Here is a 25,323-nt window from a genome sequence, read left to right as displayed (position 1 = left end):
AAATTTTAATACTTAATCTGAAGATTTTAAACATTTAGTTCTTCGGCATTTTTCGCTGCAATATTTTACGTCGTCCCAATTTTTCTTCCACTTTTTCCGCCAATTGAAGGGCAATCCGCAGACTTCACAAATCTTTGAAGGTAAGTTGGCAGGCATTATTGGATGAAATTTTTGTACTGATCGATGACGATATTTTTGGCTTTCAAATCGTGCATCATATTGTACAAACCAAAAAATGTTCGGTTCAGATAAATAAAATGTTTAGAACCTCTATTGGTATTCATCCCTTTCATATCACTGATTTTTGCGTATTTTTGACCCAAATCTGCAATTTCCTGAAAGAAAGATTCATCAGAAAAATCAAAGATTTCTGCGTTGAAAGGTCTTGTGAACAATTCCAGCAATTCGTAGAATAATTTGGTGAAAAATTCCTGTTCCTTCGCAGAATCATTATCACTCAAGATTTCAAGCTCGTATAATTTTTCTTTATAAAATTCAGGATTATTTAGATTATCACGTTTTGCCAATTCAAAATAAGGTTTGTAAAAGTCATTTGGAATTTCTTTGATACAGCCAAAGTCAATTACAAGTAATTTTTTATCTTCCGAAACCAAGAAATTTCCGGGATGCGGGTCAGCATGAACCTGCTTCAAGACGTGCATTTGGTACATATAAAAATCCCAAAGCGTCTGTCCTATCTTGTTCAGATCTTCCTGAGAATTATCCAATTTTGTGAATTCCGAAAAATGTTTTCCGTCCACCCAATCCATCGTGATGATTCTTTCACAAGAGTATTGCGGATAATATTTTGGGAAACTGAGATTCGGAAGATGAGCACATTTTTCAGAAATTTCCTGGCTTCTTTTAAGCTCCAAATCATAATCCGTCTCTTCAAACAATTTATTTTCCACTTCTTGAAAATAAGATTCCGAACCTTCTTTTTTGATGTTAAACATTTTCATCGCAATCGGTTTTACCATTTTTAAATCGCTCGAAATGCTCTCTCTCACGCCAGGATATTGAATTTTAACGGCAAAATTCTGACCATCTTTTTTCGCTTTATGAACTTGTCCGATGCTTGCTGCGTTGACAGATTCATTCGTAAATTCATCAAACATATGCTCAGGATTTTTACCAAAATATTTTCTGAAAGTCTTTTTTACCAAAGCTCCCGAAAGTGGCGGAACAGAAAATTGAGACAAAGAAAATTTGTCTACATAAGCTTGCGGAAGAATATTTTTCTCCATGCTCAACATCTGAGCAACTTTCAACGCAGAACCTTTCAGTTCTTTCAGAGAATCGTAAATGTCGGTTGCGTTGTCTTCATTTAAAGTTTTTCTTGCTTCGTCCTCGTCTTTATCTTTCGTGATTTTGTTTCCGTAATATTTGATGTAATTAACACCCACTTTTGCACCGGCTTTCAGCAAACTGCTTGTTCTTTCCAACTTTCCGGTTGGTATTTTATTAAGTGTCTTCATCTAATTCTTTTTAAATTTTTCTTTGAATAAAAACTTTCCGAGGTCAACAACTTTTCTTAAAGGTTCATTATCCATCAGTTCAAACCCGGTATCAATGGTTTTTTCAATGAAAATATCTGTCTTTTCGAAGGCTGGAGAAGTGTCTTTTTCCCAAAACTCAATGGCGGAAACCAAATGAATCCACAATGCTTCTTCACGGGCTTTTTCGTGGAAATTTTTTACATCATCTTTCGCTTTTTGAATTATTTCCCAATCGTTGAACTCGAGAGTTTTGATGAATTGTCGATGCGTTTCTTTGAGCTGATTCAAGATTTTTGCCGAATGTAATTTGTCATTTCCCAAAATCATCAAAACCAAAGAACGGTTCATCGTCATATTTTCAAAAAAGATGAAATAGACGTTCAGAAGTTTTTCTTTCGAAGTGATTTCATCAGAACTGCTAACTTTTGAGGCCAACTCTACAGACTTCTCAAAAAGATTGACCAACATTGATTTTTCAATCTGTTCAAAGCTTGAAAAGTAATCGTAAAAGTCTTTTTCTTCGAACTCATTGTCTTTTGCGAAGCGGTAAATATTCTTTGGTCTTTCGCCGTGATTCAAAATGTAATCGCCATACAATTCAAATATTTTATCTTCTGTAATTATATTTTTTGGTTCCATTATTGATTTTATTTATCAACAAATTTAGTAATTAAATTTACTAATTAAATAAATAAAGTATAAATTTGTACTATAACAGTGATTCAAAATATAACTAATGCTTACAATACAGGCTCAATCTAATGTACCGACCGATTTTGGAATGTTTACCGTCTACGCATTTTCTGAAAATGAAAATGACTGGAGTCCACATTTGGTTTGGGTTGCTCAAAAAACAGATTTTAATAAAGTTGTCAATGTACGTTTCCATTCGGAGTGCATTACAGGAGAAGTTTTTCATTCGAGGAAATGTGAATGCGGACAACAATTGGATGCCGCGATGAAATTTATGTCGGAAAACGGAGGAATGATTATTTATCTCAGACAAGAAGGCAGAAATATTGGAATCATCAATAAATTAAAGGCTTATGCTCTTCAGGAAGAAGGTTTTGATACGGTAGAAGCTAATTTAAAATTGGGTTTGCCGGCAGATGGTAGAAATTTTGATGTAGGCATTGAGATGTTGAAAATTCTTAAAATTAATAAAGTTAATTTACTGACCAATAATCCTGAAAAACTTAAAGCTTTCGACAAAAGTGGAATTTTGCTCAACAAAAGAATTCCTTTGGAAATTGAATCAAATCCTGTCAATGCGTCTTATCTTACTACAAAGAAAGATTATTTCGGTCATCTTTTAGAAAAGCTTTAAACTCAGTTTTAAATTCATAAAAAAATTATTTAACTGATTCAAAATTAAACTCGTATGAAAAAGATTTTATTAACAGGAGCAACAGGTTACATCGGCAAAAGGATGATAAGCGTGATTACTGAGCAAGGCTACAAAGTGGTTTGCTGCAGCCGTGACGTCAGCCGATTTTCTAAACCTGCAGGCATCGATGATAATTTAATTGAAGTCATTGAAGTTGATTTTCTGAAAGAGGAGACTTTGAAGAATATTCCGAACGATATTTCCGGTGCTTACTATTTGATGCATTCTATGAGTGCGAATGGTGATTACGAAGAATCGGAGAAAATTTGTGCGCAGAATTTTGTTTCTGCGATTGAGAAAACGGAGTGCGAACATATTATCTATTTGTCCGGATTGGTGAATCAGAAAGAATTATCAAAACATCTGAATTCAAGATTTAATGTGGAAAAGATTTTAATTGAATCTAAAATTCCAACAACAGTTTTACGAGCTGGGATTATCATCGGTTCCGGAAGTGCGTCATTTGAAATTATCCGTGATTTGGTAGAAAAATTGCCCATAATGATTACACCTAAATGGCTTACTACCAAATGTCAACCTATTGGTATTGCTAATGTTCTGGATTTTCTAATTTTCACTTTATTCAAAAAAGAAACTTACCGTAAAAGCTTTGATATCGGTTGCGATGATGTCTTGACTTACAAAGAAATATTGCTCGGCTTTGCGAAAATCAGAGGTTTGAAAAGAACTATTATCACATTGCCGGTAATGACACCGAAATTGTCTTCCTATTGGTTATATTTCATTACTTCAACCACTTACAGTTTAGCAAGTTCACTTGTTGGAAGTATGAAAATTGAGGTGGTCTGCAACAAAGAAAGTTTATCAGAGATTAAAAAAATAACCGGAATACAGCCATTTTCTTACAAACAGGCTTTGGAGAGAACGATGGCAAAGATTCAGGCCAACGAAATAAGTTCCAGCTGGAAAGATAGTTTTGTCAGCAGCAGAAACGATTCTTCACTAAAAGAATTTATAGAAGTACCGCATTTTGGCTGTTTTAAAGATATTAGAAGTGAAAAATATGACGACCGGGAAAAATGTCTTGACCGTGTTTTTGGTTTGGGCGGTAGCAATGGTTGGTACGGACAAAAACTTTGGAAAATAAGAGGTTATATGGATGTCTTGGTTGGTGGTCCCGGATTGAGAAGAGGAAGAACACACCCTTTACAACTTCACGAAGGTGATGCTTTGGATTTTTGGCGGGTGCTTTATGCCAGCAGGGAAGAAGGTAAATTGATTCTTATTGCTGAAATGAAACTACCCGGAGAAGCTTGGCTGATGTTCAAGTTATATAGGGGCAAACTCTGGCAGAAGGCAGTTTTTCGACCAAAAGGATTGTGGGGAAGATTGTATTGGTTTTCTGTATTGCCTTTTCACGGATTGATTTTTAAAGGGATGGTGAGAAAATTGGCTGCGAGGCATTAAATGAGTTTAATTCATAAAAAACCTTTTGAACACAGGAAACGTAGATCAGCAAACCCCTTTATGATAGTGTTATTGAAGGTAAATAATAATCATCCCTAATTAGAAAGAGACCTTGAAAAATATCATCTATTTGGTACATTTAAGTGTATAGGTCTTATTTTTGATTTATACATACAAATATATTACTGCCATTTCTTATTTCCTCAAAATAGATTTAATAAAACAATAAAATCCTGATCTGGATTATTCTGGAATCAAAAAGCAAAAAAAATGGCTCAATTTGGGTGTTTGTGAACTTAAAAGGACTCTATTCAAGCCAATTAGTAGAGGATATTGATAATATTTTGAAGGTGTTAACTGGTATTTAAATTATAAAAATGAAATCAGAAAATTTTCTGTTTATAAATGATAATTTTCTGATAAATAAAAACATATCACAATATCTTCTTCTCATAAAAAGCCTAATAAAAATTAAATGGTACATTTAAATATATAGTTGCCAAAATCTATTAGTACTGATGGATGAAATTAATTCATTAATCAACTGCCTCTATACGTCGAATAGCCATAAGCAGAAAGTGTAATCGGAACGTGATAATGATTTTTATCCCTGATTTTAAACACAACCTCAATAAAAGGATAAAAACTTTCTATATTATCTTTTTTGAAATAATCGCTGGTGTAGTAAGTCAATTTGAAAATCCCGAGATTATCTTTTTCTGAAGGTAGAAAGTCCGAAATCCTGCCGTTTGTATCAGTATTTTTCTCGTCTAGAAAAGTCCATATTTTCGATTGGTTATTATACTTTTCTAATTTTATTTTGACTCCTGAAACAGGGATACCTTTAGATACATCCAAGATATGACTTGACAGCTGAAAAGTATTTTTCTGAGCAAAAGTCCCGATAGACAAAAGTCCTAAAAGGATGGTAAAGATGAATGATTTCATTTCTTATTATTTTAAATTAAAACTTTTTTGCTGTGGTGATTCCAATTTCAGGGATGGAAGCAGACTGAGCGATCCAATCATCAAATTAAAACGGTTTTTACATATTGGTCAATAGAGTAGAGCTGTATCGCTTTTTCAGTCTTGTTTTGTCCGAAGCATAAGTATGAACTCAGCAGGACAAACAAAAATTGTATTTTCATATCCTTTCTTTTGCTGCAAAGTTAAAGACCAGAAAAATCAAAAACGTTGTCCTATGTCAAGGTTTTCAGAGTTTAGATTTGATTCTGCTTAGGGTGGAAGGGGAGATTCCAATATACGAAGCGACCATCCTGTTGGATACCCTACGTAAAAGATGTGGTTGATATTCGATGAGCCATTTTACTTTATCTAATGCGTGAAACCCTTGAAATCCATAGATCCTTTTTTGTGCGATGATGAATCCAAGCTCCAAAATTTCAGTATATATTTTTGCAAATTCAGGCATTGTTTCAACGAGATGATAAAAGTCCTTCCTCGAAATACAAAGCAATTCTGATTTCTCAATTGTTTGCAGATATTCTCTTGCCGGTTTTTGGTCAATAAAACTAGGCAAAGCCGTTGCAAAATTTCCTTCAAAAGCGAAATACCTTGAGCTGTCTAGACCCTCTTTTGTGGTTGTGAATAAACGAATACAGCCTTTGTTAATAAAGTAATACCATTTGCATACCTGATCATATTGGAGAAGTATTTCATTTCTATTCGTTTTAAGGGGTTTAAAGAAGGAGTTTATCATCTCAAGTTTTTCTAACGAGATATTACTTCTACTCCGGATAAATTTTTCAAGAATTGAATACATAGTTGAGCAATGCTGATCTAATTGAGTGATTCTTAAAGTTACATTTTTTTATTTATTCTGAGACAAAAAAGTGGATACATAAGTATGTTCTCTAAACTTTAATCGAGTTTAATATAGTAAACTTTGTTTATAGAGTTTCTTAGCTTGATGAAATTTGATTAATTTAACTGAAATATAAAATAAAAGATTACCTTTTAAAAAATAAACTATGACAAGGCGATTTCAAATTTTAAATATGGTTGCTCTGGTGGTAACAATTGGCATCAACTATCTATCCAACACCGGAATTTTTAATAATGAAACGATGGCAACCATTTCAGCCAAGTATCAGAATCTGTTTACTCCTGCGGGATATGCTTTTTCCATTTGGGCACTTATTTATCTCGGGCTTCTTGGTTTTGTAATTTATTTCGGTCCTTTTACAAAAAATACAGATGCCAAGGAGAAGACTGTTTTAAATGTTGGATGGTGGTTTGTTATTTCCTGCATTGCGAATAGTCTATGGGTATTGACCTGGTTGTACGAATATACTTTTCTTAGCATTCCAATCATGGTTCTCTTATTTATCTCTTTGCTGAAAATTATTGGAAATAATCGTGGTCTGATAGAATCTAAAGACTTCAAAACGGGAATTTTCCTTCGTCTGCCCTTTTATATCTACTCAGGTTGGATCTCTGTCGCTTTAATAGCAGATGTAGCAGCCTATTTGAAAAAAATACAATGGTCAGGGTTTGGAATTTCGGAGGCTAGCTGGACTCTTGTGATGTTTGCCGTTGCAACAATTATTCATTTGTATATGGTTTGGAAGATGAACATGAGCGCATTTGCGTTGGTTGCGGTCTGGGCATTAATTGCTATTGCGGTAGCGAATCAGGATTCCAACCAGACAGTTTACATTGCGGCTATCATTACAGCAATATTCATTTTTGTAAATGTTTGTTTTCAGATGTTTAAAAAAAGAACCGCACCCTTAAACTAATGTTTTTTTATGTGAAATTTCCGCTTTTAAAATAACAGTCTGATTGTGATATTTTTATTATCAGTTTTTGTAAATTAAAATATTTTCTAAGGAATTAAAACACTAAATACCAGGAGGTTTCAAATTAAAGATCACTTATCATATGAACATAATAAATATATTATAATTAAAAATAAATCAAAATAATTGATGTTAACTCATTTTACCAATCAACAGATAGCTGATTTAGAGGAAAGGAGAAGAATTGCAATGATCAATTCCCTGAGCGGCTTCAAAAGTCTTAATTTAATTGGAACTTTCAACAAAGAAGGAAAAACCAATCTTGCTATATTTAATTCGGTGATGCACATTGAGGCAAATCCTCCTTTGATAGGGTTTATTTCCCGCCCCGATTCCGTTGAAAGACACACCTTGGAAAATATAAAGCAAACAAGCTATTATACAATTAACCACGTTAATAAAGATATTTTTGAAAAAGCACATCAAACATCGGCACGATACAAGCGAGAACAGTCAGAATTTGATGCTACAGGACTGGGCATTGATTACAAAAATAATTTTGTTGCGCCTTTTGTTCTGGAGTCGCCGATACAAATGGGTTTAAAATTGAAAGAAATTGTTTCTATCAAAAGCAATGGTACGCAACTGATTGTTGGTGAAATTGTGGATTTATATTTCCCAGGTGAAATTTGGGAATACAACGATATTATTGATATTGAAAAGGCAGGAACCATTGCCGGCTCTTCTCTTGATGGTTATCATACCACCCAATTAATTAAAAGAATGAAATACGCGAAGCCTTAGTAGTCGCAATAATAGATTTGATTTTGTAATTATTATCTAAAATCCTGGTCATTATTTTACATTTGTCAAAATCAAATTATTCATTTGTATTTGACTGATATGAAATGATCATGGTTATAATACAAATAAGTAAAATATTTATGATTTTCATACTTTATTTTTTTCTGTATCACGATGAATAATCTTTCCATCTTTTGCAACATTAATATATAATCCATTAAAAATCCATATATTTTGTTTAATCTGAGAGTCTCCCAATTTAAGTTTTAAAGCTTGATTTGCTTGTTTCAAAATATTGAATCCTTCTTTTATAAAAAGTATTTACTTTATTATTAGTTGGGTCTTTTAGATTCTGCCTGCATATAATAGTGTTGACCATTTTGTGAAGACTTAGAATCTCAAGATTTTAAGCATATCAGTAGAAAATAGACTTACTGGATATTATCTTTAATGAATAGAATTCACATTTTGTCATCAATGGTGATAAGCTAGTAAATAAAAATAAAATGTTCAGTCAATTTATCAATAACGGCACAACTTTTAATTTAACCAATATATTTTAGTTTTAAAAGTAATATCGGTAAAAAAGTTTGATATGAATAAAAATTTTACGACTATAATGGTGATCTTTTGCGGAATATTATTTCCTTTAAAAGGATTTGGTCAGAAAGCCTCAAAAAAAAATTTCTCCTTGTTCAGCCCTGTGCCCCGAACACAGATGCGGGACATGGAAACCGACCGTCCCGATGTCACCTAGTCTCCTTATACTGTAGATGCCGGACATTTCCAGTTAGAAACAGATTTGGTTAGAACCATCAGGGAAATAAGTGAATCCAAAGAGACTCATACCGTATTGATTAACCAGATGAATCTTAAGATCGGGCTTACCAATTCAACAGCGGTACAGATCGGTTACCAAACTTACGGCAGGCAGAGCGAAAAAGAATTGGATTCAGATTCTAAAACCATTAATGATGGTCATGGTGATCTCACTCTTAGAATCAAACAAAATCTTATAGGAAATGATGGTGGTAACTTCGCATTGGCATTACTACCTTACGTAAAATTCCCCATTTCCGGATATGAGGACAGCAGACTCGAAGGCGGATTAATCGTACCGATGCAATATAAACTCCCCGGAGAATGGAATCTGGGATTTCAGGTAGAAATAGACCGGCTCAAAGATCAGGATCAGCAATCCATGCATACTGAATTCTTACAGACTCTGACCATCAGTCATTCCATCATAAAAGGGTTAGACGGAATCGCAGAAACATACTACACCTACGATTTCAAAGAGCATCAATTTTCGAACTACATCAACGCATCCCTTCAGTTGGATGTTGCCAAAGATTTTAAACTGGATGCCGGTCTAAACATTGGTATACAGCATACAGCGGCTAAGCATTATTTTATCGGCGCCTCTTATCGCCTTTAAATAGTAGATGAAATTTAATGTATGTGAGCAATTTTACTCAATATAAAATGCCTTGAACAATTTACATGGTATTTTTAGGATTGCTTTATAAAGTGTTAGATGAGCTTTTATCCTGAAGGTCTTCCAAACAAGTGCTATATTATTCAAAGTTTTATGATAAGTTGATGAGCAATAAAACTATCGAAATTCAGTAACAGATTTTAAAAACAGTGAACTGCTTTTTCCTATTTCAATCTTATTCTGGTTGAAATTTTACGTCAATTAAAGATTTATCGTATGGTATATTATTTGTAAAGTGGTATTGTGTTAAAATTATTCGTTATGAAGTATATAAGAGTTAAATATTACGTATTTAAAAAGTATTTGAAAAGAAAAATTTTTATTGAGGATATTGTGTAGATTACTTACCTACTAAAAGTGTATAATTAGATGACAATTGTTTTAAAATGTTGAAGCCATAATGCTGATTTTTTTAGTGGCGAAACTTTTTGAATTGCTTTTTTTTGCATTATTTTAGACGGCTGCTCAGATTCTCCTATTTGTTTGGTGATAAATACGAAGTCCTTTATGTGAATATTTTCAATAAAACTATGGATTACACCAATCTAAATCCTTGTTTTATATGGACTCCTTTTACAAAAATAATATAAGCCAAATAAAATATAATTTTAAGAAAATTGATAATTTATCAACGATTTAATAACCTACAACTTGTATTACGCAATGGACTGATTAGTGAGGGCAGGTTCTATAACATCTGTGAATTTGATTGAAATTGCTGCACAGTTTTTAATCTCAATAGTAAACTTTCTATGATGATTTTGTAAATAATTTTTGATGTTTTCGATTGTGATTTGTAACAGCCATAGCAGAAAGTTATTATGGGAAGGTAATTCTGAGGGGTTATTCCAGATTTTGACGAAGGTCTCTTTCAAAATGTCTGCTGAATATTTTTCTGACAGACCTGAGTTTAGTAAAAAACCATATAAAACAGGGCTGTAAAAATCATAAATATAATTGAAATATTTTGTTTCTCTTGTCTTAAGTAACAGAAATAATTCGGTATCTGAATATTGTAATTGCTTGATCTTCATGATTCGACAAAGAATATATTAAAGTTGTTATTATTGTACAGACCCTTCCTCTCAATCACTAAATTCCTGCTGTTATGTTTCACATAGCAAATGCTGTGCTAAAAATATAATGAGCTAAATTTTAAACTCTGATAGGTAATAAAATTTCAGGTACTGCTAGAGAGAAGCAGATGATTTCTTGGGATTTTGAGCTATTGAGAAACCTGTGAATACATTGGCCTAATGCCAAAATCATAAATTGTTACGCTCCATATACAATGGCTGGAAGACATTTTGATTTGTAAAATTAAAATATTTATTACCTTCTTGTTTTAATAGGATGGTTTAAAAATTTAATCTTTATATTCCGGGTTTTGATTTTCGTAAATGAAATATGGAGTTTAATAAAAGCAATCTTGATAAGTTTTTTTTTGAAAAAAATACAGTGGAAAATGCTGCAGGCATGTAAGCTTTAATGATAATGTATTATCTAATTATAAGATTGTCTGTTACCTGGCTATAAAAATCTAAATTAATTTTATTGGAAAATTTAGTGAAAATAGCATTGAGACCCGCTCCGTTATCAAGAATGAATTTTCTTTCACATTGTTGATCTTTGCTTTGATGATATATCATCCAAAATTCCATATCAGACCCCGGAACTGATGAAAAGTACTTACCAGTTAATGCTTGAAGATCAAGTTGACATTGATCTGAAATACTTGGCCTATCTTTTTGATAGGATCTACTTTTTTGAGGGCACACCACAGAAATTCGTAACTCAATACAACGCAGAGGGCAGCATCTATCCGGTTGTCAGTAAAAATGAACTCGACAAATTGCGAAAAAAAATACAATTTACCGGAGCTCACACAAGATGAAATTGATATGATCCCTCTGTAGAAGATATATAATCTATCGAGAACCAGAATCCAGATTATATTTTATGGAGAACAAGAGTGGGATGGAAATGAAATATTGAATTTTCGTTGAAAATTAAAAAACAATTACTAGGACAAAAGAACCTATATGATAAGCTCATATTTGTTATATACTTAACAGAAGAGCTTATTGTGATTTTATTTCATAACATACATAATTAAAAAAAATCAAATTGGTAATATTGATTGTAAATCAATATTACCAATTGTTTATGCTTTGAGATTTATTAATAATTTCTTTTATAAGGGAATTGAAGTGATTGTTCAAACCATTATAAGCATCTTCAAATCTTATTTTTCCATCATCTTCGAATAGATATAATTTAGATTTTCCAATTTTCAAAAGTTTTAAGGTGACCCATTCATCACCAGTCCAGCCACTTGCCCCTCTGTAGGTACCTTCAACATATCTTTTAGCTTCAAAATCAGGACTGTTGATCCGAATTTTGCCATCTTTAAAAAGAAAGGTTAGTTTATATGATAGATCATATTTACGAATTGTTTTCCCGAGCCCATTAGAAAGTTTTACAGGCAGAACTTCTTCTTCATATGCTGTTATACTGATGCTTTCACCTTCAACGACACTAAGTCCTTTTTGTGGATTTTTGAAAATTGAATTGATAGCATTGAGCGTATTTCTATACAGATCTTTTTGTTTCACATTTGGCACATCTACGACAGTAAAATCGTTTTCTTCATTGGACAAAAATCCAGTTGGAGTCAGTTTGAAATATTGTGCAAAGCTTAGTTGCGTTGCAAGCAAAAGTATGACAATACTGATATTTTTTATTTTCATAATATTTTAAAATTTTTAGGTTATGATAAATTCAGGATTTTTACAGTTAATGTTTTGGAATCTCAGCCAGTGGATGACCCAGCAAATTCGCTAGTCTGATATCATTGTTTGCAGTCCTGCTTCGGCACGTTCTGTAAATATTCTGTTTCTTAATGGATTTCCTGATGTACCTGTAAAATAATTTAATCATATACTATGATAAAAATAAATCGAGTTTCGGTCAATCACTATAGTAGTTCAGAAGTGCACCTGCATCTCCGGATGTATCGACAATAAAATTAGTTGTCTTTAGGATATTAGCATCCTTATCTAAAATTGAAATTGTATAACTTGCCCCCGGTGTCCCTTCGGTAATGCTCGCAGAAAAACCAACACCACCAATATTTTTATGAAGTCTGACAGTTTTTTGCCAAGGTGGTGTTACCTGCTCTTCGTATTCAAGGTCGTCCGGGATCTCCGTTATATTGGGATCAGTCATCGTTGGGGTATATTGAACTACCAACTTGTTGTTGCTGGGTCCAGTCAATTGATAAGTGTATTCGTAATCCTGCTCTGCATTGTCTTCTCTGGAACAGCTAATTAACGCAATTGCAGAAATAAGGAAAAATAGGGTGGTGATTTTTAATTTCATAATTCTTTTTGCTAAAGCTTTATTATATTGAGTTATACCTTACAAAACTAAATTATAACGATTCGGCAGTCAATCCATTGAAAACAGTATTTATATCTACCTGCTTTTAGGTATTTTTTACTTCTTTATTTTTTTTTATATTGTAAAAATTCTTACAATTAAAAAGAACTGAATGTAATGATGAGACTCACCCTATTGCTAAGTATTCTATTTTCTTTGAGCTTATTCTCACAACAGATCTCTCCACTCAATGAAAAGCGATATGAAGACAGCTTAAAGATCGTTGTAAAATCACATTTAGACAATAGTAAAAAGGCAGATGCATATTATTTACTCTCTAACTACAGCAGAAATACAGATTCTTCCTGGAGTAAAAAATGCTTGGAATCAGGAAGGGTATTATCGAAAAACAATGCATTTCTGATGGCTGAATTTTATTACTACAATGGGCTGTATTTTTTAGAAAAAGACAAGGAAAAAGCTTCCGGATATTTTCAGATGGCCATTAAAGAACTAGGCAGATTTAAAACTGAAAAATCTGATATAATTCAAGCATTGTCGTGGTTTAACTACGGATTAATTAAAAAAAATAAGGAAGGCTATCCTTTTTTTATAAAAATTATGCTGGAAAAAAGCATTCCCCTCGTCGAAAAATATGAGACCAGTAGAACTTTAGGGTTTTTATACACTCAGCTTGCTCTCACATTTACCTACAATGCTGAATTTCAAAAAGCGGAATATTATAATAATAAAGCAATTGAAAATCTTCAAAAAAATTCTCCGAATTCTGCAGAATTATTTTATGCCTACTTAAGCTCGTCGAGTAATTTCTGTTATCAGGCGAAGGGTGACAAAGCCAAGAATTTTTTAGACAAGGCAGAAAAAATGATTCAGCTTTATCCCGAATCTTCTGCGAACGCTGCCTATTTATATGGTAAAACTTTATATCTTATCACTAAACAAAAAAACGAAGAAGCGCTTCCTGTAATAGAACAGGGATTGGTATACGCTATAAAATTTAATCAAAATCTTTTGGCACAAATGTTTTATCTGAACAAATGTGACATTTTCAGAAAACTAAAAAGATATACAGAAGCCAAGAATGTTTTAGAAAATATTCTTAAAGAAAAAACGCTCGTAATAGATGCCAATAACAGAAAAACAATATACAGACAGCTATCCAACTTGAATGAGGAAATGGGAAACTCATCTGATGCGTTGTCTTGGGAAAGAAAGTATTCAAAGCTGAACGACAGCTTAAATTCTGAAAATATAAAACTGGAAATCAATACACTTGAAAAAAAGTTCAACACCGCAGAAAAAGAAAGGAAGATCGCAACCTTACATGCAGAAAAAAAACAAAAGGAACTCGAAGTCAACAAAAAGAACTCCTACCTTTGGGGGCTGGGTCTCAGCTTGCTACTGATCATCAGTCTTTTTGTTTTATTCATGATCATTTACAGGAAAAATAATAAGATCTCAGAGCAGAAAGAGATCAATCTTCAGCAGAAAATAAAAGACATCAGACAAAAAGAAGAGCTTACCCTTACAAAAGCTATACTTGAAAGTGAGGAAAGAGAAAGGGAGCGCATTGCCCGTGATCTTCATGATGGTTTAGGCGGAATGCTGGCTGGTGTAAAAATAAATCTTTCATCATGGTCATCAAGTTATTTTAAAGAAGAAAATACGGAGTTCAGCAAAATTCTTGAGCAACTTGATCGGTCAGTGGGTGAGTTGAGGTATGTCGCAAGAAACCTGATGCCGGAGTCACTCCTCAATTTTGGTTTGGAAACGGCTCTTAATGATTTATGCGAATTTTATACAAGGACAGATATGGAAGTCGATTTTCAGCCCTTGAATATTGAAAGTACGCTCTCACTTCCGATACAGGTCAATATATATAGAATTGTACAAGAATTATTAGCCAATGCAGTGAAGCATTCCGGAGGAAATCATATTTTGCTTCAGTGCTCACAGTCTGAGGATCATTTTATGATCACGGTTGAAGATGACGGTGAAGGATTTGCAGAGGATATCTATAAAACAACAAATAGTATGGGCCTTCGAAATCTCAGAAATAGGGTAGGTTATCTCAAGGGCAAACTTGAGATCAACTCTGATCATGAAGGCACCACCATTAACATAGAACTGGATACGAATGCCATCTGAGAAAATAAATATTATTATTGTTGACGATCACCCCATTGTATTGGAGGGATTAAAGACCATGCTGAAAAATGAGCCTCTTTTTCATATCTCAGAGAGCTTTACATCAGGAGAAGGAATTCTTGATTTTGTGAAATTGAATAATATAGATATTGTTCTCCTTGATATCACACTTCCAGATATCAGCGGGATAGAACTTTGTAAAGAAATTAAAAAAGTCTCACAAAATACCTCAGTGATCATGTTCAGCAACCGGTCTGAACGAAGTGTCATCATGCAATCCATACAAAACGGAGCAAGCGGATATCTTCTGAAAAATACCTCAGTCAAAGAACTTATAGATTGTATAAAAGGAGCACTCTCGGGAAATATTGTTTTCTGTAACGAAACAAAACAGATGATCAGTAAACCTTCTAAAAATGAATTGATAAGCATTCCAAGGCTTACCAAGAGAGAGAAACAGATATTAAAATTACTGGCAGGAGGCAAAACTAGTGTGATCATTGCAGAAGAATTATGCTTGAGCTCTTTAACAGTAGATACCCACCGGAAAAATCTTCTGCAAAAATTTCAGGCTAAGAATTCCACAGAACTGATAACGTTGGCAATACAACAAAATTTAATTTGGTAAGATTGAGAAATGAAATTGTTGGGAGGGCTTGATGTTATTATTGCTTTTCCAAAAACGGTACAGTTCAGACCAACAACGAAATAGTCACGATATTCGAAAAGTCGTGTGATGAAAGAACCGGAATTCCTTTTTGCAGATACATATATAGGCAGCTAAAAGAAGATATTAAATAAGATTATTTAACTTTTTCAGCATACATGGATAATTTTACAACTTGTTGTCCATCTTTATCTTCATTCTAGAAATAATTTAATTCGTCCTCGATGGATAAAGCTCCAGTTTGTAATTCATTGATTTCGAGGTCATCGAGATGTTTGAAGTGGGGGAATTTTAATGTTCTGAATCCTGAAAATTATTGAAGTAAAGTAATCTCCGACGTATTTGTCGGGGATTACTTATAATGTTAATGATTGTATGAAGATATGATAACTTCATTAGATTGTTAATTTCGGGCAAGCGTCAATTTCATCATAATGTCTATTTGCTCTTCGTTTCCCAGCTTGAATATGTGTTTGTCAAATGCTGTAAATCCATTTTTATCATAGAATCGGATTGCTCTCAGGTTTTGTTCCCAAACACCCAGCCAGACAAAATCTACCTTTCGTTCTATGGCAAGCTCAATAGCTTTTTCGTAAAGTATTTGTCCGACGTTTTTTCCATGAAACTCTTTCAATACGTAGATCCTTTCAATTTCAAGTGCATTTTCGTTTTTGATTTCAGTTTGCGAAGCCCCATAATTTACTTTTAAGTAACCGATGATCTTATTCCCATCCTCTGCAAAATAAAATTCAGAGTTTTTATCTGACAGTTCGCTTTTGACTTTCTCGGTTGCAAAAGCAGTTTCCAGGTATGCTTTCAGGTTTTCTTCACTGTTGTCTGAAGAGAAAGTTTCGGAAAATGTTAGCTTTCCAATGTTTTGCAAGTTGATAAGATCCGTGTCTGCTGCTTTTCTTAATTGTATTTGTCGCATATTTCTATTAATTTTCTTCTGTATTCCATTCGTAACTGAGCCAGTCATTATTCTGTGATGCACCAATTCTTTCATAAAATTTTTGACCTGATGTATTCCAAGGTGCGACGGTCCATTTTATCTGTAAACAATTGTTCATGATAGCTTCTTCTTTCAGTGCGAACATCAATTTTTCACCAATCTTATGACCGCGATAATTCTGATCGACATAAAGTTCTTTCATATAAATAGCAGGACGGTTTTGGGCTGTGAATGGTAAAAAATAATACACCAAAATACCAATGATGAGATCGTTGTCACTGGCCACTAGACAATAAAAATCTGGTGGTTGCTTCTGAAATCCTTTTTTCCGAACGATTTCCGGAGTAATTGCAAAGCTATCAATGTACTTCTCAAAAACAGCCAATTCTCTCATGAGATTCCAAATTTGCGTGCTGTCCTTTTTTACAGCTTTTCTAATGGTCATCTTTACTTGTATAATTTTATACAAAGTTCTGCATTAAAAATATAGAAGAATTTTACAAATGATAAAAAAGTAATTATTTGATGCTGGCTCTGATGCGGCTTAGGCTGACTTGTGTGATCCCTAGATAGGAGGCAATATAGCCTAATTGAACTCTTTGTAATAGATTAGGGTAATTTTTTAATAGTACTTCATACCGGTCGGAAGCATTGCCGAACTGTCTTGTAAGCAATCTGTCTTCTGCTTTTAAGAGTTCATTCTCTGCGAATCTGATGCCCCAATTGGCAATCTCTATATTTTCATTGTAAAGCTTTCGCAAGTCTTGCGTATTGAGTTTGTAAACGATACAATCTTCCAACAGTTCCACATCCTCGTATCCTTTCTGATTGGAGATGTAGCTTTTGAAAGAAATAATGGTGTCACCCTCTTTTCCAAAAGAAAATGTAGTTTCATCACTGTCATTGAAAACAAATGTTCTCGCAATCCCTTTTTTGATAAAGTAAAGTTGTTTTTCAATTTTATCAGAGGAGATGAGGATATGATTTTTAGGAAAGCTTAACTCTGTGATATAACTTTTGAGTATCAGCCTGGAAGGTTCTGATAACGGATAGATCTTATCAAGGATTTGTTCAATATCCATTGGTTCTAATATAAATGAAGGTTTACAACGATGTTCAAAGATACAAATTTCTTGTACTTTCAATTTCCAAATTTTGAATAGAGGGAAACTCACCATACTGAAATGACATGAGTTTTTGATACTTTTCAGCAGCTTGCAGAAATGGCGAAGAAGAAAGACCCGCTATTTCTGACTAGATTTAAGGAAATTTATCCTGATCTTCATGAAAATCTGATCACTTATAGACCAAATTTGAAAACATCAGAACTTACACTCTGTGCCTATCTATATTTTGGGTTCACCAGCAAAGAAATAGCCAATTATACCTTCCGGTCGATAAAAACAATCGATAACAACCGACATAATCTTAGGAAAAAACTTGACCTTACTTCGGAGATTGACCTGTGTGTATGGTTAAAAAAAATGGCAGACCGTCAAGACAGCGATTAAAGATTGATCTTATAACGATGTTTATCCTGAGCTGTAATTTAGAAATTTAAAAAAGTACTACATTGTAAAAGAAAATCACCATCAATAAGAAGGTTTAAGGATTCTAAAGGAAAGTGACCTGAGAGAGGAAAGAGGCAGATGATGTTTGTAAAATCGAAATATAGCTTACCAAAATGATATGGGTATAAAAAGCTTCATTTTGCAGTAAATAAAGATGATTTTCTACCGTTTTTCTATTTCGGAAGATAGACAACCAGTTCGACCTCCAGTTTTGAGTCGGATCTATATAGTCTTTAAACCTGTACCCTGTAGCTGCCGGAAAATCATTGTTGTAGAATTTCTTCCTTATATCATTGTACTTTTTCATAGCCTCGATGTCGGTAGTATAGAGATTTTCCTTCACCATATTGTTGAATGTTGCTGCAGAAATACAGAAAAGGAGAAGTAGTTTTTACTCAATAACTTTTGAAAAAAGATCCAATCTAATTTGATTTTGTATCAAGAGCGTAATATCAAAATAACTTTCATATCATAAGAAGACCTGTTTTTTTCAAAAAAATCGAAATAGATTTGAATTCAATCTTTTTATCATTAAATAAAAAAAAATAAATAGTAGTTTTATACCATATAAAATATTTCAAAGCATACATTTTATTGATAAAGATAATATGATTTATAGTATGACGATATGTAAAAACTGCGGAAACTCGTTTGAAGGAAACTACTGTAACCAATGCGGACAATCGGCAAAAACCAAAAGAATCAATCATGAATTTCTTTGGGAAGATGTTCAACATGGTCTACTTCATTATGACAAAGGGATCGGGTATTCCTTGAAAAAGCTTTTCGAAAAGCCGGGTAATGTCATCAATGATTACATTGAAGGGAAAAGGGTCAATCATTTCAGACCAATCTCTATGGTGATCATTATGTCGACGATCTATGCTCTGATATATCATTTGCTGAATTTGAACCACAGATCAGCACTTGACGAGTCGTCAGGTTTGATATTGGAGAAAATTTTTGAACATTACTATTGGTTCGTTGTTGCTACGCTTCCTATTTATGCGTTCACAACATACATTATGTTTAAAAAAACAGGCTATAATTTTTATGAAGTGATCATTTTTGAAGCATTTAAAACTTCACAGAGACTTGGTGTCCATATCGTTTTTCTTCCTATTCTCTATTTCCTAAAAGAACGTTCAGGTTTTAATACGGTATCAAACATACTGATCATTATTGATTTTATCCTGATTCTGTGGACGAATAAGCAGTTCTTTAATACAATGTCATCAAAAAAAGTTTTTCTCAAAAGCTTAGCGGGCTATATTCTTTATTGTACGCTTGCATTTTTACTGGTTGTCATAATTATTTTAGCTTTTGGATTTGACCGCTAAGATGCATTCCTGCCTGTAAATGATGATGGAAATACCGATCCCAGTCCCCACTGAAGACTCAGATCTAAAGAAAATCTCTCGCAGATATCCCTGTTGATCCCTTCGTACAGACCATAATCGAACTTTTTTTATTTTATCTGAAAAGTCAAAAGTTGCTGATGAAATAATTACTTTTTCACCTTTTGAACCCCTGTTTCTGATGTAGCCGTCTGAAACAATTCCCTGAAACTCTGGTTTTAGTAGAAATGCAAAATAACTGCCCAGTCGGTAATGCCATTTTTTTCCTGAAGTAAACTGTACGAATACAGGAACGCCGAGGTATAGATTTTTTGCTTCTGTATCCAAAGGGTATTCATAATTATCTGTCGAATTTGTTGTCCATGTTTCGAAGTTGAAGGTTCAGTTTCCAATTTCCACAACTTCTACTTAATAGGTCTTTTGGTTTTCACCTGACTCTGACTGTAATGTATAAAAAACAGGCTGATCAAATTTGACCAGTGTCCCCGATGCAGGAATTATTGTAGCTCCTTGTGACAAATTTAAGGAAAGCGAAACTCCACTTTGGTAGGCATCAAGTTTCAGGTAGATCAATATTTTACTATTGGCCTGATCAATGATCGTGGATGAAGATAAAAACTGACCATCTATTTTAAATTCTTCAATATCTGCCTCAGGATTAAGAGGTGCCTCCCGAATGCAGGAGACCACAGAAAAATAGGCTATGATGAGATAATGAATATTTTTCATCTGCAATGAATTAAAGTTGAAAACTATTGAGAGCTAATGTAATTTTCTCACTGAAACATTCGGCTCCTCGCTTTGTGGTACAATGAAAATTGCATTGTCGGTTGAGCTGTCTCTAGGATCAACATAATATCCTGCCACTACGGGAATTACTGAATTTTCATATTTTCCGTCTTTATTGTATGCCCAATAGGTGACATTAAGGTTATGTGCTTTTGGTTTTAAATCGATCTTTTTTGAAGTTAATTTCGCTCCGGTTACATTGATGCAGTTCACCTCGATCAAGCCGATGTTGGTTACGATCTGAGTGCATTTGCCAATCTCATATTGATACTTTTTCCACTGTTGTTGGTTGCAGAAACTTTATAACGGTCAAAGTTTTTGCCGACAACATTGACGGACTCTCTATTCAGAATATTAAAAGTTACATCCAAGCTGCTGACGTCAACTGTGACACCGTCGGTAATCTTCTGGCTGTAAAAATTGGCAAGGGAGAAAGAACAAAAAAAAGTTAAGAATGGTGATTTTTTCATGATATTAATTTTAGAATGAATAGGTTTTTTGGGTAGTTGCGTCAAAAAGTTTTACGGCATTGCTTTCGGGAACTTCTTTTGTACTTTTAAGTAAAGATGGGTTTGATGGATACTTTCCATTTTTGCTGGTTAGGATTTTCCAAGAATTTCCATCCTGAAGCCATACGACTTTCCACCCATTTTCAGTTTTGGAGTCTACAGTAATAGGAGTTCGGGTAACTGTAAATTTGTTTATCAGTTTTAAATTACTATCCAAAAGAGCCAGGCTGCATCCACCAGAACCACAGAAATAAGGCGTAAAGAAATTAATGAATATCTCTTTTTTACCATCATTGTTCAAGTCGATCTGATACAGATTAAATTTTCTTTCTGCAGCATCAATAACCCTAAGATCTTCAGGCTTTAAGTATTCCGAAGTAATGTAATCTTTTATTTTTATCGCTAATGAATCGTCGCTTGTAATTAGTGAATCTCTTATTTCAGTTTCACCTGAATCTTTAGAATTAATGAGCTCATTCGAAGGAGGTATTTCTTTTAAAGGTTTTTCCGGTGTTTTACTGCTGGATGTTATAGTAAACAACATGATACATGCAAGAGATGCATTTAAAATAGTTTTTTTCATAGTATATTTTTTGGTAAATAAAGATAATGAGATTCAATTAAATAATTGTTATCAGTATTAATTATCTAATTAATTTTCTCAAAATACTGTAAGCAAATTTGAAATAATTGAAATACATTTATTTTTTTTAACTGAAAATAAAAAGTACAGACCAAAAATTCAGTCTGTACTCCAAAAATTAATTATTCTAACTATTAGTTTTTGATAAAGGTTTTCTGTGTTCTTTTGCTGCCTTCTTTTACCACAACAAAATAGGTTGCATTCGGAAGATCTGAAATATTCAATTTTTCACTGTAATCGCCTGTAGAGGATTGTATATCTTTAGTTAATACTGTTTTACCTGAAAAATCAATGACCTGCAGGTTGATTTTACTTTCAGCAGACTTAAATTTCACCGTCAGTTCGTTTCTGGCCGGATTAGGATAAACTGTAAGATCCGAACTGTTTTTTACCTGCTCGTTTACCGCCAGGCTTCCCAGGTTGCAGGCAGGAATTCTGTTGGTTCCGTCAATCCCCCATGCAGACATAACCGGAATACACAACCAGTTGAGCACTGTTGGAAAGTGGTCGGTTTGCCGTGGGGTATTCAGATAATTCTGGATGGTAAATATTTCTGAAGTCTGAAGATTTCTCGTTGGCGATCCGGTAATGACAGCATTATTTGCCAAAGGCCCTGAATCGGTCAAACTGTTTCCGGAGGCTTCAGTCATTTTGTAATTTGCCAAAAGATTAGAATAGAAAGGATGCGAAGCCGTTATATCCTGATTGGCCCACTGCACAATGGCTTCATTCGATAATTTTGCATTCCATATTCTTACATCTTTGTAGGAAGCAGCGAGATTCACACCGTAAGTATTGGTGCCGTCCTGATTAATAGTTAACGGTAGGTTGGACGTGATGTCACCGATGGTGTTCATTTTTCCTACTGTTACCGGAACTCCATCGTCATACATTGTTGCGAGACCGTCTCTGTCAAACGTTACAGCGATGTGTTTCCATTGATTGGTTACTAATTTTCCGCCCACAAGATCCAGTCTGTTGCTGCCGTCACCAATATTCATTTTAAAGGTCTGCCCCGAATATCCTGAAATCACAAAACCTTTGTTGTAACCGTTATTCCAGTTTTTATTGCCGATAAAAACCGGATCGCTGGTATAACTCGCGTTAGGTTTCACCCAAAATTCTATGGTGAAATCCTGTGTTGTTCCGAAATTAAAACCAGTCTGTACTGCTGGTTTCGCATACGTTCCTGCAGGAAAATTCATTCGGTTATACGTTGGCGTATTCTGAATCTGCGTTTTGCTGATCTGCTGAGGAGTAAATGACGGATTGGAATAAATTGAAAAAATATCTCTTTCAGTAAGGTTTGCTCCACCGTGAGCTGTATCAGTTGCTCCGTGATCTGTTGTAACGACTACCAACCAGTTTTCGTTATTATACGTACTTCTGTTTTTCATTGCCGTCAGGATTTCACCGATGTAAACATCTGTGGTTTGGATAGAATTCACGTATTGAGGCACAGCTGAAGAAAAGCCGTAAGAATGCCCTGCATGGTCCACATCATCAAAGTCCACAAAAAGCACATCGGGATTGTCATTCTGCAAAGCATTTACTGCCGCGTTTTTTACTGCAAGGTCAGTAGAGAAATTGGTTTTCACATCTGCATTCTGAATAATATTGTTGTTGATGGGAGCCCAGTGTGCTAAAGAGATGGTTCTCAAATTAGAATTATACGTTTCAATTCTGGAGAGAAAGTCGGGATAGGCTGTAAAATTGGGAGCCGTAAAATTGTTGTCCTGCACATTATGTTTGTTATAAAATACTCCGGAAAGCATCGTGCTCCAGCCATTTCCACTCCAGGTCGGTGCCAGAGTAATGGCATCTAAAGAATAAATTGAGGTCGGCAATAATCCCTGAATGTTTGGGGTGTTGGATGACATCATCACATCCGGCCTGCAACCGTCTATCCCGATAAACAGGACTTTTTTGGTCTGTGCGCCCATCAATGCCGACGCAAGAACCAGAAGGGAGAAAAGTTTTGTTTTCATAATACTTATTTTATTGATTTAATTTTTGGAAACCGAAATAAAACTGATTACAGAAAACTCCCGTAATCAGTTTTTGAAGTAATTAAAAAAGAATATGTTCAGCCTCAGAGAGGTTATTTAAAATATGATCGGGCAATGCTAATTCCAGTTGTGCTCTGGTTTGTGCACCACTCAAAACGGCAATGGTCACTCCGCAACCAGCGTTTTTCCCTTCCTGAATATCGATGGCGGAATCTCCGGCCTTTAAGACCTCCTTCGGATCTGTAATTCCGAATTTTTTCATTGCCAGGACTATCATTTCAGGGCTGGGTCTGCTTTCCGAAACATCATCAGCAGTAATCAGTGCATCATAATGCACACCGATTTTCCAGTTAAGTTTGGTAAGCAATTGCTGTGCTATTTTCTGAGTATAACCTGTATTTAAAACCACTTTTTTTCCTTTGGATTTTACTTTTAATAAAAATTCTTCTGTTCCGGCAATAGGTTTTACATTAAGATTTTCATAAGCCACAGCCAGATCATCAGAAAAGTTTTCGAATATCGCTTCCGTATCATCAGTATTTCCGCCGATGTTTTCGAGAAGGTTTTTAATAGCTTCTGCTTTTTCCATTCCGGCACAGATTTCTAGAACTTTATTTAATGTCACTTCGTAGCCACAATCATTAACAGCTTTTGTAAGTGTTTTATACACCACATTATCTTCATCGACCGTTGTTCCGGCCATATCCAGAACCAATAATTGTATGTTCATTTGTTTTAAGAAAAAATTGTATTGATATTAAATTTTGAATAACCACCGCTTCCGGTCATTCCTTTGCCTCCGATGCCCGTCACGATATGAATGTTGGGCGAAACACTGTGCTCGAAAATATCTTTGGTCTTGCACTGAGAATAAATCCCGAACCATCTTCTCTGAATTTCGTAGGTGGGCAGATCGATGATTTTTTTGGCTTCGCGGATCATAAATTCGTCAATGTCCATATTCAGGTCATAACCAAGATCATCAGCATTTCTGGCATCTGCATATTCGTGCGAATCGCCGATAATCACCGAACCGTCTAAAGCCTGTTTGAATAAAATATGAACTCCAAATTTCTTTTCAAAAGCATCCTTGTCATCACTTTCCTTTATTTTGGCGAAAGAGGCACATTCGGTAAACGATTCATATCTTCTGATGGAAAGTCCGGTCAGAATATTTCCAGGTAACGAATAAATCCCCTGCGGTTTGGTCTGAAGCATCTGCAGTTTGCTTACTTCGAGATCACTTTCATTAAAAACTTTGGGATACAATGTTTTAAACTCGTGTCCACCGCAGATGATGATCTTTGAAGACCTGATTTTATTTCCGTCAGCAGTTATGGCAGTACACTGCGAATTATTTTCCTTAGTCTCTACCACCGTTGTGTTGTAGAAAATATCAAGACCTTCCTGACTTTTCAGGTATTGATGAAGCTTAACAATCATCTCACTCGAATCTACTGAGATTTCCTGGGGGAAAAACAGTCCACCCTTGCAGTAATCAGATCTCAGTCCGTCAAACTTTTGAATACATTCACTTTTAGAGAGAATGACAGACTCGTAATCATTGTTTTTGTTAATCTGAGCCAGTTCTTCGATCAGCTGCAGTTCTTCATCGTTGGAGGCGATATAGACTGAGCCGTTCTGTCTTACGGTAAGATCAGTCTCAGACTGCAGATTTTTATAAATCTTTAAACTTTCCTTTCCGAAATTCTGCCATTTAATGTCCATTCCTGATGGAACTACCTGTCCGAAATTTCTTACGGTTGCGCCCTGAGGAACAGAGTTTCTTTCCAGAATGGCTACTTTGAGGTTTTTCTGCAATGCGTGGTAAGCATGGAATGTTCCTAAAATTCCACCACCCACAACGATAAGATCATATTGAGTATTCATATTTATT

Annotated in this window: 28 protein-coding genes and 1 pseudogene; 9 read left to right on the top strand and 20 right to left on the bottom strand. The window is 34.4% G+C overall.

Annotation, left to right across the window (positions count from 1 at the left end):
- Positions 1–12: 12 nt before the first annotated feature.
- The 3 genes from OEA66_RS00270 to OEA66_RS00260 are packed head-to-tail and all read right to left on the bottom strand — an operon-like array spanning position 13 to position 2,138.
- Positions 13–156 carry a DUF2256 domain-containing protein gene (locus OEA66_RS00270; RefSeq protein WP_267279465.1) on the bottom strand — a complete coding sequence of 48 codons (144 nt, stop codon included), beginning with the start codon at positions 154–156 and terminating at the stop codon, positions 13–15.
- On the bottom strand, positions 156–1,478 hold the full coding sequence (locus OEA66_RS00265; protein ID WP_267279464.1) for an ABC1 kinase family protein: 1,323 nt from the start codon (positions 1,476–1,478) through the stop codon (positions 156–158). The genes OEA66_RS00270 and OEA66_RS00265 overlap by 1 nt, the downstream gene beginning before the upstream one ends.
- Entirely contained in the window at positions 1,479–2,138 is a 660-nt protein-coding gene (locus tag OEA66_RS00260; protein WP_267279463.1) for a TetR/AcrR family transcriptional regulator, read from the bottom strand. It lies immediately after the preceding gene.
- Between the two features lie 97 nt (positions 2,139–2,235).
- On the opposite strand from OEA66_RS00260, the gene ribA reads away from it, so the two are divergent.
- Together ribA and OEA66_RS00250 are read left to right on the top strand one after the other, a co-directional pair.
- The gene (gene ribA / locus OEA66_RS00255) at positions 2,236–2,826 is read left to right on the top strand and encodes a GTP cyclohydrolase II (RefSeq protein WP_267279462.1); all 591 of its coding nucleotides are present in this window, start codon (positions 2,236–2,238) and stop codon (positions 2,824–2,826) included.
- A 54-nt stretch (positions 2,827–2,880) separates the two neighbouring features.
- Entirely contained in the window at positions 2,881–4,314 is a 1,434-nt protein-coding gene (locus OEA66_RS00250) for an SDR family oxidoreductase (RefSeq protein ID WP_267279461.1), read from the top strand.
- A gap of 540 nt (positions 4,315–4,854) precedes the next feature.
- Here the strand turns inward: OEA66_RS00250 and uraH are convergent.
- Both uraH and OEA66_RS00240 read right to left on the bottom strand, forming a co-directional pair.
- Entirely contained in the window at positions 4,855–5,262 is a 408-nt protein-coding gene (uraH, locus tag OEA66_RS00245) for a hydroxyisourate hydrolase (RefSeq protein ID WP_267279460.1), read from the bottom strand.
- Between the two features lie 265 nt (positions 5,263–5,527).
- Positions 5,528–6,034, bottom strand: a complete 507-nt coding sequence (locus OEA66_RS00240) for a Crp/Fnr family transcriptional regulator (RefSeq protein ID WP_267279459.1) — start codon at positions 6,032–6,034, stop codon at positions 5,528–5,530.
- Between the two features lie 271 nt (positions 6,035–6,305).
- Between OEA66_RS00240 and OEA66_RS00235 the strand changes: the two genes are divergently transcribed.
- The 3 genes and pseudogenes from OEA66_RS00235 to OEA66_RS00225 form a co-directional block, all read left to right on the top strand.
- Positions 6,306–7,076 (top strand): TspO-related membrane protein, encoded by a 771-nt coding sequence (locus OEA66_RS00235; protein ID WP_267279458.1) that lies wholly within the window; start codon positions 6,306–6,308, stop codon positions 7,074–7,076.
- Positions 7,077–7,265: 189 nt separating this feature from the next.
- On the top strand, positions 7,266–7,880 hold the full coding sequence (locus OEA66_RS00230; RefSeq protein WP_267279457.1) for a flavin reductase family protein: 615 nt from the start codon (positions 7,266–7,268) through the stop codon (positions 7,878–7,880).
- Positions 7,881–8,652: 772 nt separating this feature from the next.
- Positions 8,653–9,318: pseudogene (locus OEA66_RS00225) on the top strand (transporter); the annotation flags it as partial.
- A gap of 716 nt (positions 9,319–10,034) precedes the next feature.
- Here OEA66_RS00225 and OEA66_RS00220 read toward each other — a convergent pair.
- The 3 genes from OEA66_RS00220 to OEA66_RS00210 all read right to left on the bottom strand — a co-directional run bounded on the left by OEA66_RS00220 (position 10,035) and on the right by OEA66_RS00210 (position 12,759).
- A complete protein-coding gene (locus tag OEA66_RS00220; protein ID WP_267279456.1) occupies positions 10,035–10,412 on the bottom strand; it encodes an RNA polymerase sigma factor in 378 nt (125 codons plus the stop codon).
- Positions 10,413–11,531: 1,119 nt separating this feature from the next.
- Positions 11,532–12,128, bottom strand: a complete 597-nt coding sequence (locus OEA66_RS00215; protein WP_267279455.1) for a DUF4468 domain-containing protein — start codon at positions 12,126–12,128, stop codon at positions 11,532–11,534.
- Positions 12,129–12,348: 220 nt separating this feature from the next.
- Positions 12,349–12,759 carry a hypothetical protein gene (locus OEA66_RS00210; RefSeq protein WP_267279454.1) on the bottom strand — a complete coding sequence of 137 codons (411 nt, stop codon included), beginning with the start codon at positions 12,757–12,759 and terminating at the stop codon, positions 12,349–12,351.
- 177 nt (positions 12,760–12,936) lie between these two features.
- On the opposite strand from OEA66_RS00210, the gene OEA66_RS00205 reads away from it, so the two are divergent.
- Positions 12,937–14,928 (top strand): tetratricopeptide repeat-containing sensor histidine kinase, encoded by a 1,992-nt coding sequence (locus OEA66_RS00205; protein ID WP_267279453.1) that lies wholly within the window; start codon positions 12,937–12,939, stop codon positions 14,926–14,928.
- A complete protein-coding gene (locus tag OEA66_RS00200; RefSeq protein ID WP_267279452.1) occupies positions 14,918–15,556 on the top strand; it encodes a response regulator in 639 nt (212 codons plus the stop codon). Before OEA66_RS00205 ends, OEA66_RS00200 begins: the two co-directional genes overlap by 11 nt.
- A 442-nt stretch (positions 15,557–15,998) precedes the next feature.
- On the opposite strand, the gene OEA66_RS00195 is transcribed toward OEA66_RS00200, so the two are convergent.
- From OEA66_RS00195 to OEA66_RS00185, 3 genes are all read right to left on the bottom strand, one after another.
- Positions 15,999–16,526, bottom strand: a complete 528-nt coding sequence (locus OEA66_RS00195; RefSeq protein WP_267279451.1) for a GNAT family N-acetyltransferase — start codon at positions 16,524–16,526, stop codon at positions 15,999–16,001.
- 7 nt (positions 16,527–16,533) lie between these two features.
- Positions 16,534–16,992, bottom strand: coding sequence for a GNAT family N-acetyltransferase (locus tag OEA66_RS00190; protein ID WP_267279450.1), 459 nt, complete (start codon positions 16,990–16,992; stop codon positions 16,534–16,536).
- A 73-nt stretch (positions 16,993–17,065) separates the two neighbouring features.
- Positions 17,066–17,692, bottom strand: a complete 627-nt coding sequence (locus tag OEA66_RS00185) for a Crp/Fnr family transcriptional regulator (protein WP_311136902.1) — start codon at positions 17,690–17,692, stop codon at positions 17,066–17,068.
- 78 nt (positions 17,693–17,770) lie between these two features.
- On the opposite strand from OEA66_RS00185, the gene OEA66_RS00180 reads away from it, so the two are divergent.
- Positions 17,771–18,058 carry a helix-turn-helix transcriptional regulator gene (locus OEA66_RS00180; RefSeq protein WP_267279449.1) on the top strand — a complete coding sequence of 96 codons (288 nt, stop codon included), beginning with the start codon at positions 17,771–17,773 and terminating at the stop codon, positions 18,056–18,058.
- Between the two features lie 103 nt (positions 18,059–18,161).
- Here the strand turns inward: OEA66_RS00180 and OEA66_RS00175 are convergent, their stop codons facing one another.
- Positions 18,162–18,464 (bottom strand): hypothetical protein, encoded by a 303-nt coding sequence (locus OEA66_RS00175; RefSeq protein WP_267279448.1) that lies wholly within the window; start codon positions 18,462–18,464, stop codon positions 18,162–18,164.
- Positions 18,465–18,738: 274 nt separating this feature from the next.
- On the opposite strand from OEA66_RS00175, the gene OEA66_RS00170 reads away from it, so the two are divergent.
- Positions 18,739–19,458 carry a DUF3667 domain-containing protein gene (locus tag OEA66_RS00170; RefSeq protein WP_267279447.1) on the top strand — a complete coding sequence of 240 codons (720 nt, stop codon included), beginning with the start codon at positions 18,739–18,741 and terminating at the stop codon, positions 19,456–19,458.
- On the opposite strand, the gene OEA66_RS00165 is transcribed toward OEA66_RS00170, so the two are convergent.
- From OEA66_RS00165 to OEA66_RS00130, 8 genes are all read right to left on the bottom strand, one after another.
- Positions 19,435–19,803, bottom strand: a complete 369-nt coding sequence (locus tag OEA66_RS00165) for a hypothetical protein (protein WP_267279446.1) — start codon at positions 19,801–19,803, stop codon at positions 19,435–19,437. The two genes, OEA66_RS00170 and OEA66_RS00165, sit on opposite strands and share 24 nt — an antisense overlap.
- A gap of 81 nt (positions 19,804–19,884) precedes the next feature.
- Complete coding sequence (locus OEA66_RS00160; RefSeq protein WP_267279445.1) at positions 19,885–20,205, bottom strand: SGBP N-terminal domain-containing protein; 321 nt, start codon at positions 20,203–20,205, stop codon at positions 19,885–19,887.
- A gap of 33 nt (positions 20,206–20,238) precedes the next feature.
- On the bottom strand, positions 20,239–20,487 hold the full coding sequence (locus tag OEA66_RS00155; RefSeq protein ID WP_267279444.1) for a hypothetical protein: 249 nt from the start codon (positions 20,485–20,487) through the stop codon (positions 20,239–20,241).
- 11 nt (positions 20,488–20,498) lie between these two features.
- Positions 20,499–20,735 (bottom strand): hypothetical protein, encoded by a 237-nt coding sequence (locus tag OEA66_RS00150; RefSeq protein ID WP_267279443.1) that lies wholly within the window; start codon positions 20,733–20,735, stop codon positions 20,499–20,501.
- A gap of 10 nt (positions 20,736–20,745) precedes the next feature.
- Complete coding sequence (locus OEA66_RS00145) at positions 20,746–21,357, bottom strand: hypothetical protein (protein ID WP_267279442.1); 612 nt, start codon at positions 21,355–21,357, stop codon at positions 20,746–20,748.
- Positions 21,358–21,551: 194 nt separating this feature from the next.
- Positions 21,552–23,405 carry a LamG-like jellyroll fold domain-containing protein gene (locus tag OEA66_RS00140; protein ID WP_267279441.1) on the bottom strand — a complete coding sequence of 618 codons (1,854 nt, stop codon included), beginning with the start codon at positions 23,403–23,405 and terminating at the stop codon, positions 21,552–21,554.
- An 82-nt stretch (positions 23,406–23,487) separates the two neighbouring features.
- Positions 23,488–24,156 (bottom strand): phosphonatase-like hydrolase, encoded by a 669-nt coding sequence (locus OEA66_RS00135; protein ID WP_267279440.1) that lies wholly within the window; start codon positions 24,154–24,156, stop codon positions 23,488–23,490.
- Positions 24,157–24,161: 5 nt separating this feature from the next.
- Positions 24,162–25,316, bottom strand: coding sequence for a TIGR03364 family FAD-dependent oxidoreductase (locus tag OEA66_RS00130; protein WP_267279439.1), 1,155 nt, complete (start codon positions 25,314–25,316; stop codon positions 24,162–24,164).
- Positions 25,317–25,323: the final 7 nt, after the last annotated feature.

It is taken from the genome of Chryseobacterium luquanense, assembly GCF_026460945.1.
GTDB lineage: Bacteria > Bacteroidota > Bacteroidia > Flavobacteriales > Weeksellaceae > Chryseobacterium > Chryseobacterium luquanense.
The sequence above is the reverse complement of the archived record's forward strand: the minus strand, read 5'-3'. Positions and strand labels throughout refer to the sequence as shown.

What these genes read in the sequence shown, in the direction of transcription:
- uraH (WP_267279460.1), bottom strand. Translation starts at nt 5,262, where the DNA reads ATGAAATCATTCATCTTTACCATCCTTTTAGGACTTTTGTCTATCGGG.
- OEA66_RS00130 (WP_267279439.1), bottom strand. Translation starts at nt 25,316, where the DNA reads ATGAATACTCAATATGATCTTATCGTTGTGGGTGGTGGAATTTTAGGA.
- OEA66_RS00180 (WP_267279449.1), top strand. Translation starts at nt 17,771, where the DNA reads ATGGCGAAGAAGAAAGACCCGCTATTTCTGACTAGATTTAAGGAAATT.
- OEA66_RS00260 (WP_267279463.1), bottom strand. Translation starts at nt 2,138, where the DNA reads ATGGAACCAAAAAATATAATTACAGAAGATAAAATATTTGAATTGTAT.
- OEA66_RS00170 (WP_267279447.1), top strand. Translation starts at nt 18,739, where the DNA reads ATGACGATATGTAAAAACTGCGGAAACTCGTTTGAAGGAAACTACTGT.
- OEA66_RS00200 (WP_267279452.1), top strand. Translation starts at nt 14,918, where the DNA reads ATGCCATCTGAGAAAATAAATATTATTATTGTTGACGATCACCCCATT.
- OEA66_RS00160 (WP_267279445.1), bottom strand. Translation starts at nt 20,205, where the DNA reads ATGAAAAATATTCATTATCTCATCATAGCCTATTTTTCTGTGGTCTCC.
- OEA66_RS00210 (WP_267279454.1), bottom strand. Translation starts at nt 12,759, where the DNA reads ATGAAATTAAAAATCACCACCCTATTTTTCCTTATTTCTGCAATTGCG.
- OEA66_RS00175 (WP_267279448.1), bottom strand. Translation starts at nt 18,464, where the DNA reads ATGGTGAAGGAAAATCTCTATACTACCGACATCGAGGCTATGAAAAAG.
- OEA66_RS00135 (WP_267279440.1), bottom strand. Translation starts at nt 24,156, where the DNA reads ATGAACATACAATTATTGGTTCTGGATATGGCCGGAACAACGGTCGAT.
- OEA66_RS00190 (WP_267279450.1), bottom strand. Translation starts at nt 16,992, where the DNA reads ATGACCATTAGAAAAGCTGTAAAAAAGGACAGCACGCAAATTTGGAAT.
- OEA66_RS00205 (WP_267279453.1), top strand. Translation starts at nt 12,937, where the DNA reads ATGATGAGACTCACCCTATTGCTAAGTATTCTATTTTCTTTGAGCTTA.
- OEA66_RS00150 (WP_267279443.1), bottom strand. Translation starts at nt 20,735, where the DNA reads ATGAAAAAATCACCATTCTTAACTTTTTTTTGTTCTTTCTCCCTTGCC.
- ribA (WP_267279462.1), top strand. Translation starts at nt 2,236, where the DNA reads ATGCTTACAATACAGGCTCAATCTAATGTACCGACCGATTTTGGAATG.
- OEA66_RS00270 (WP_267279465.1), bottom strand. Translation starts at nt 156, where the DNA reads ATGCCTGCCAACTTACCTTCAAAGATTTGTGAAGTCTGCGGATTGCCC.
- OEA66_RS00240 (WP_267279459.1), bottom strand. Translation starts at nt 6,034, where the DNA reads ATGATAAACTCCTTCTTTAAACCCCTTAAAACGAATAGAAATGAAATA.
- OEA66_RS00195 (WP_267279451.1), bottom strand. Translation starts at nt 16,526, where the DNA reads ATGCGACAAATACAATTAAGAAAAGCAGCAGACACGGATCTTATCAAC.
- OEA66_RS00250 (WP_267279461.1), top strand. Translation starts at nt 2,881, where the DNA reads ATGAAAAAGATTTTATTAACAGGAGCAACAGGTTACATCGGCAAAAGG.
- OEA66_RS00235 (WP_267279458.1), top strand. Translation starts at nt 6,306, where the DNA reads ATGACAAGGCGATTTCAAATTTTAAATATGGTTGCTCTGGTGGTAACA.
- OEA66_RS00145 (WP_267279442.1), bottom strand. Translation starts at nt 21,357, where the DNA reads ATGAAAAAAACTATTTTAAATGCATCTCTTGCATGTATCATGTTGTTT.
- OEA66_RS00215 (WP_267279455.1), bottom strand. Translation starts at nt 12,128, where the DNA reads ATGAAAATAAAAAATATCAGTATTGTCATACTTTTGCTTGCAACGCAA.
- OEA66_RS00230 (WP_267279457.1), top strand. Translation starts at nt 7,266, where the DNA reads ATGTTAACTCATTTTACCAATCAACAGATAGCTGATTTAGAGGAAAGG.
- OEA66_RS00140 (WP_267279441.1), bottom strand. Translation starts at nt 23,405, where the DNA reads ATGAAAACAAAACTTTTCTCCCTTCTGGTTCTTGCGTCGGCATTGATG.
- OEA66_RS00265 (WP_267279464.1), bottom strand. Translation starts at nt 1,478, where the DNA reads ATGAAGACACTTAATAAAATACCAACCGGAAAGTTGGAAAGAACAAGC.
- OEA66_RS00220 (WP_267279456.1), bottom strand. Translation starts at nt 10,412, where the DNA reads ATGAAGATCAAGCAATTACAATATTCAGATACCGAATTATTTCTGTTA.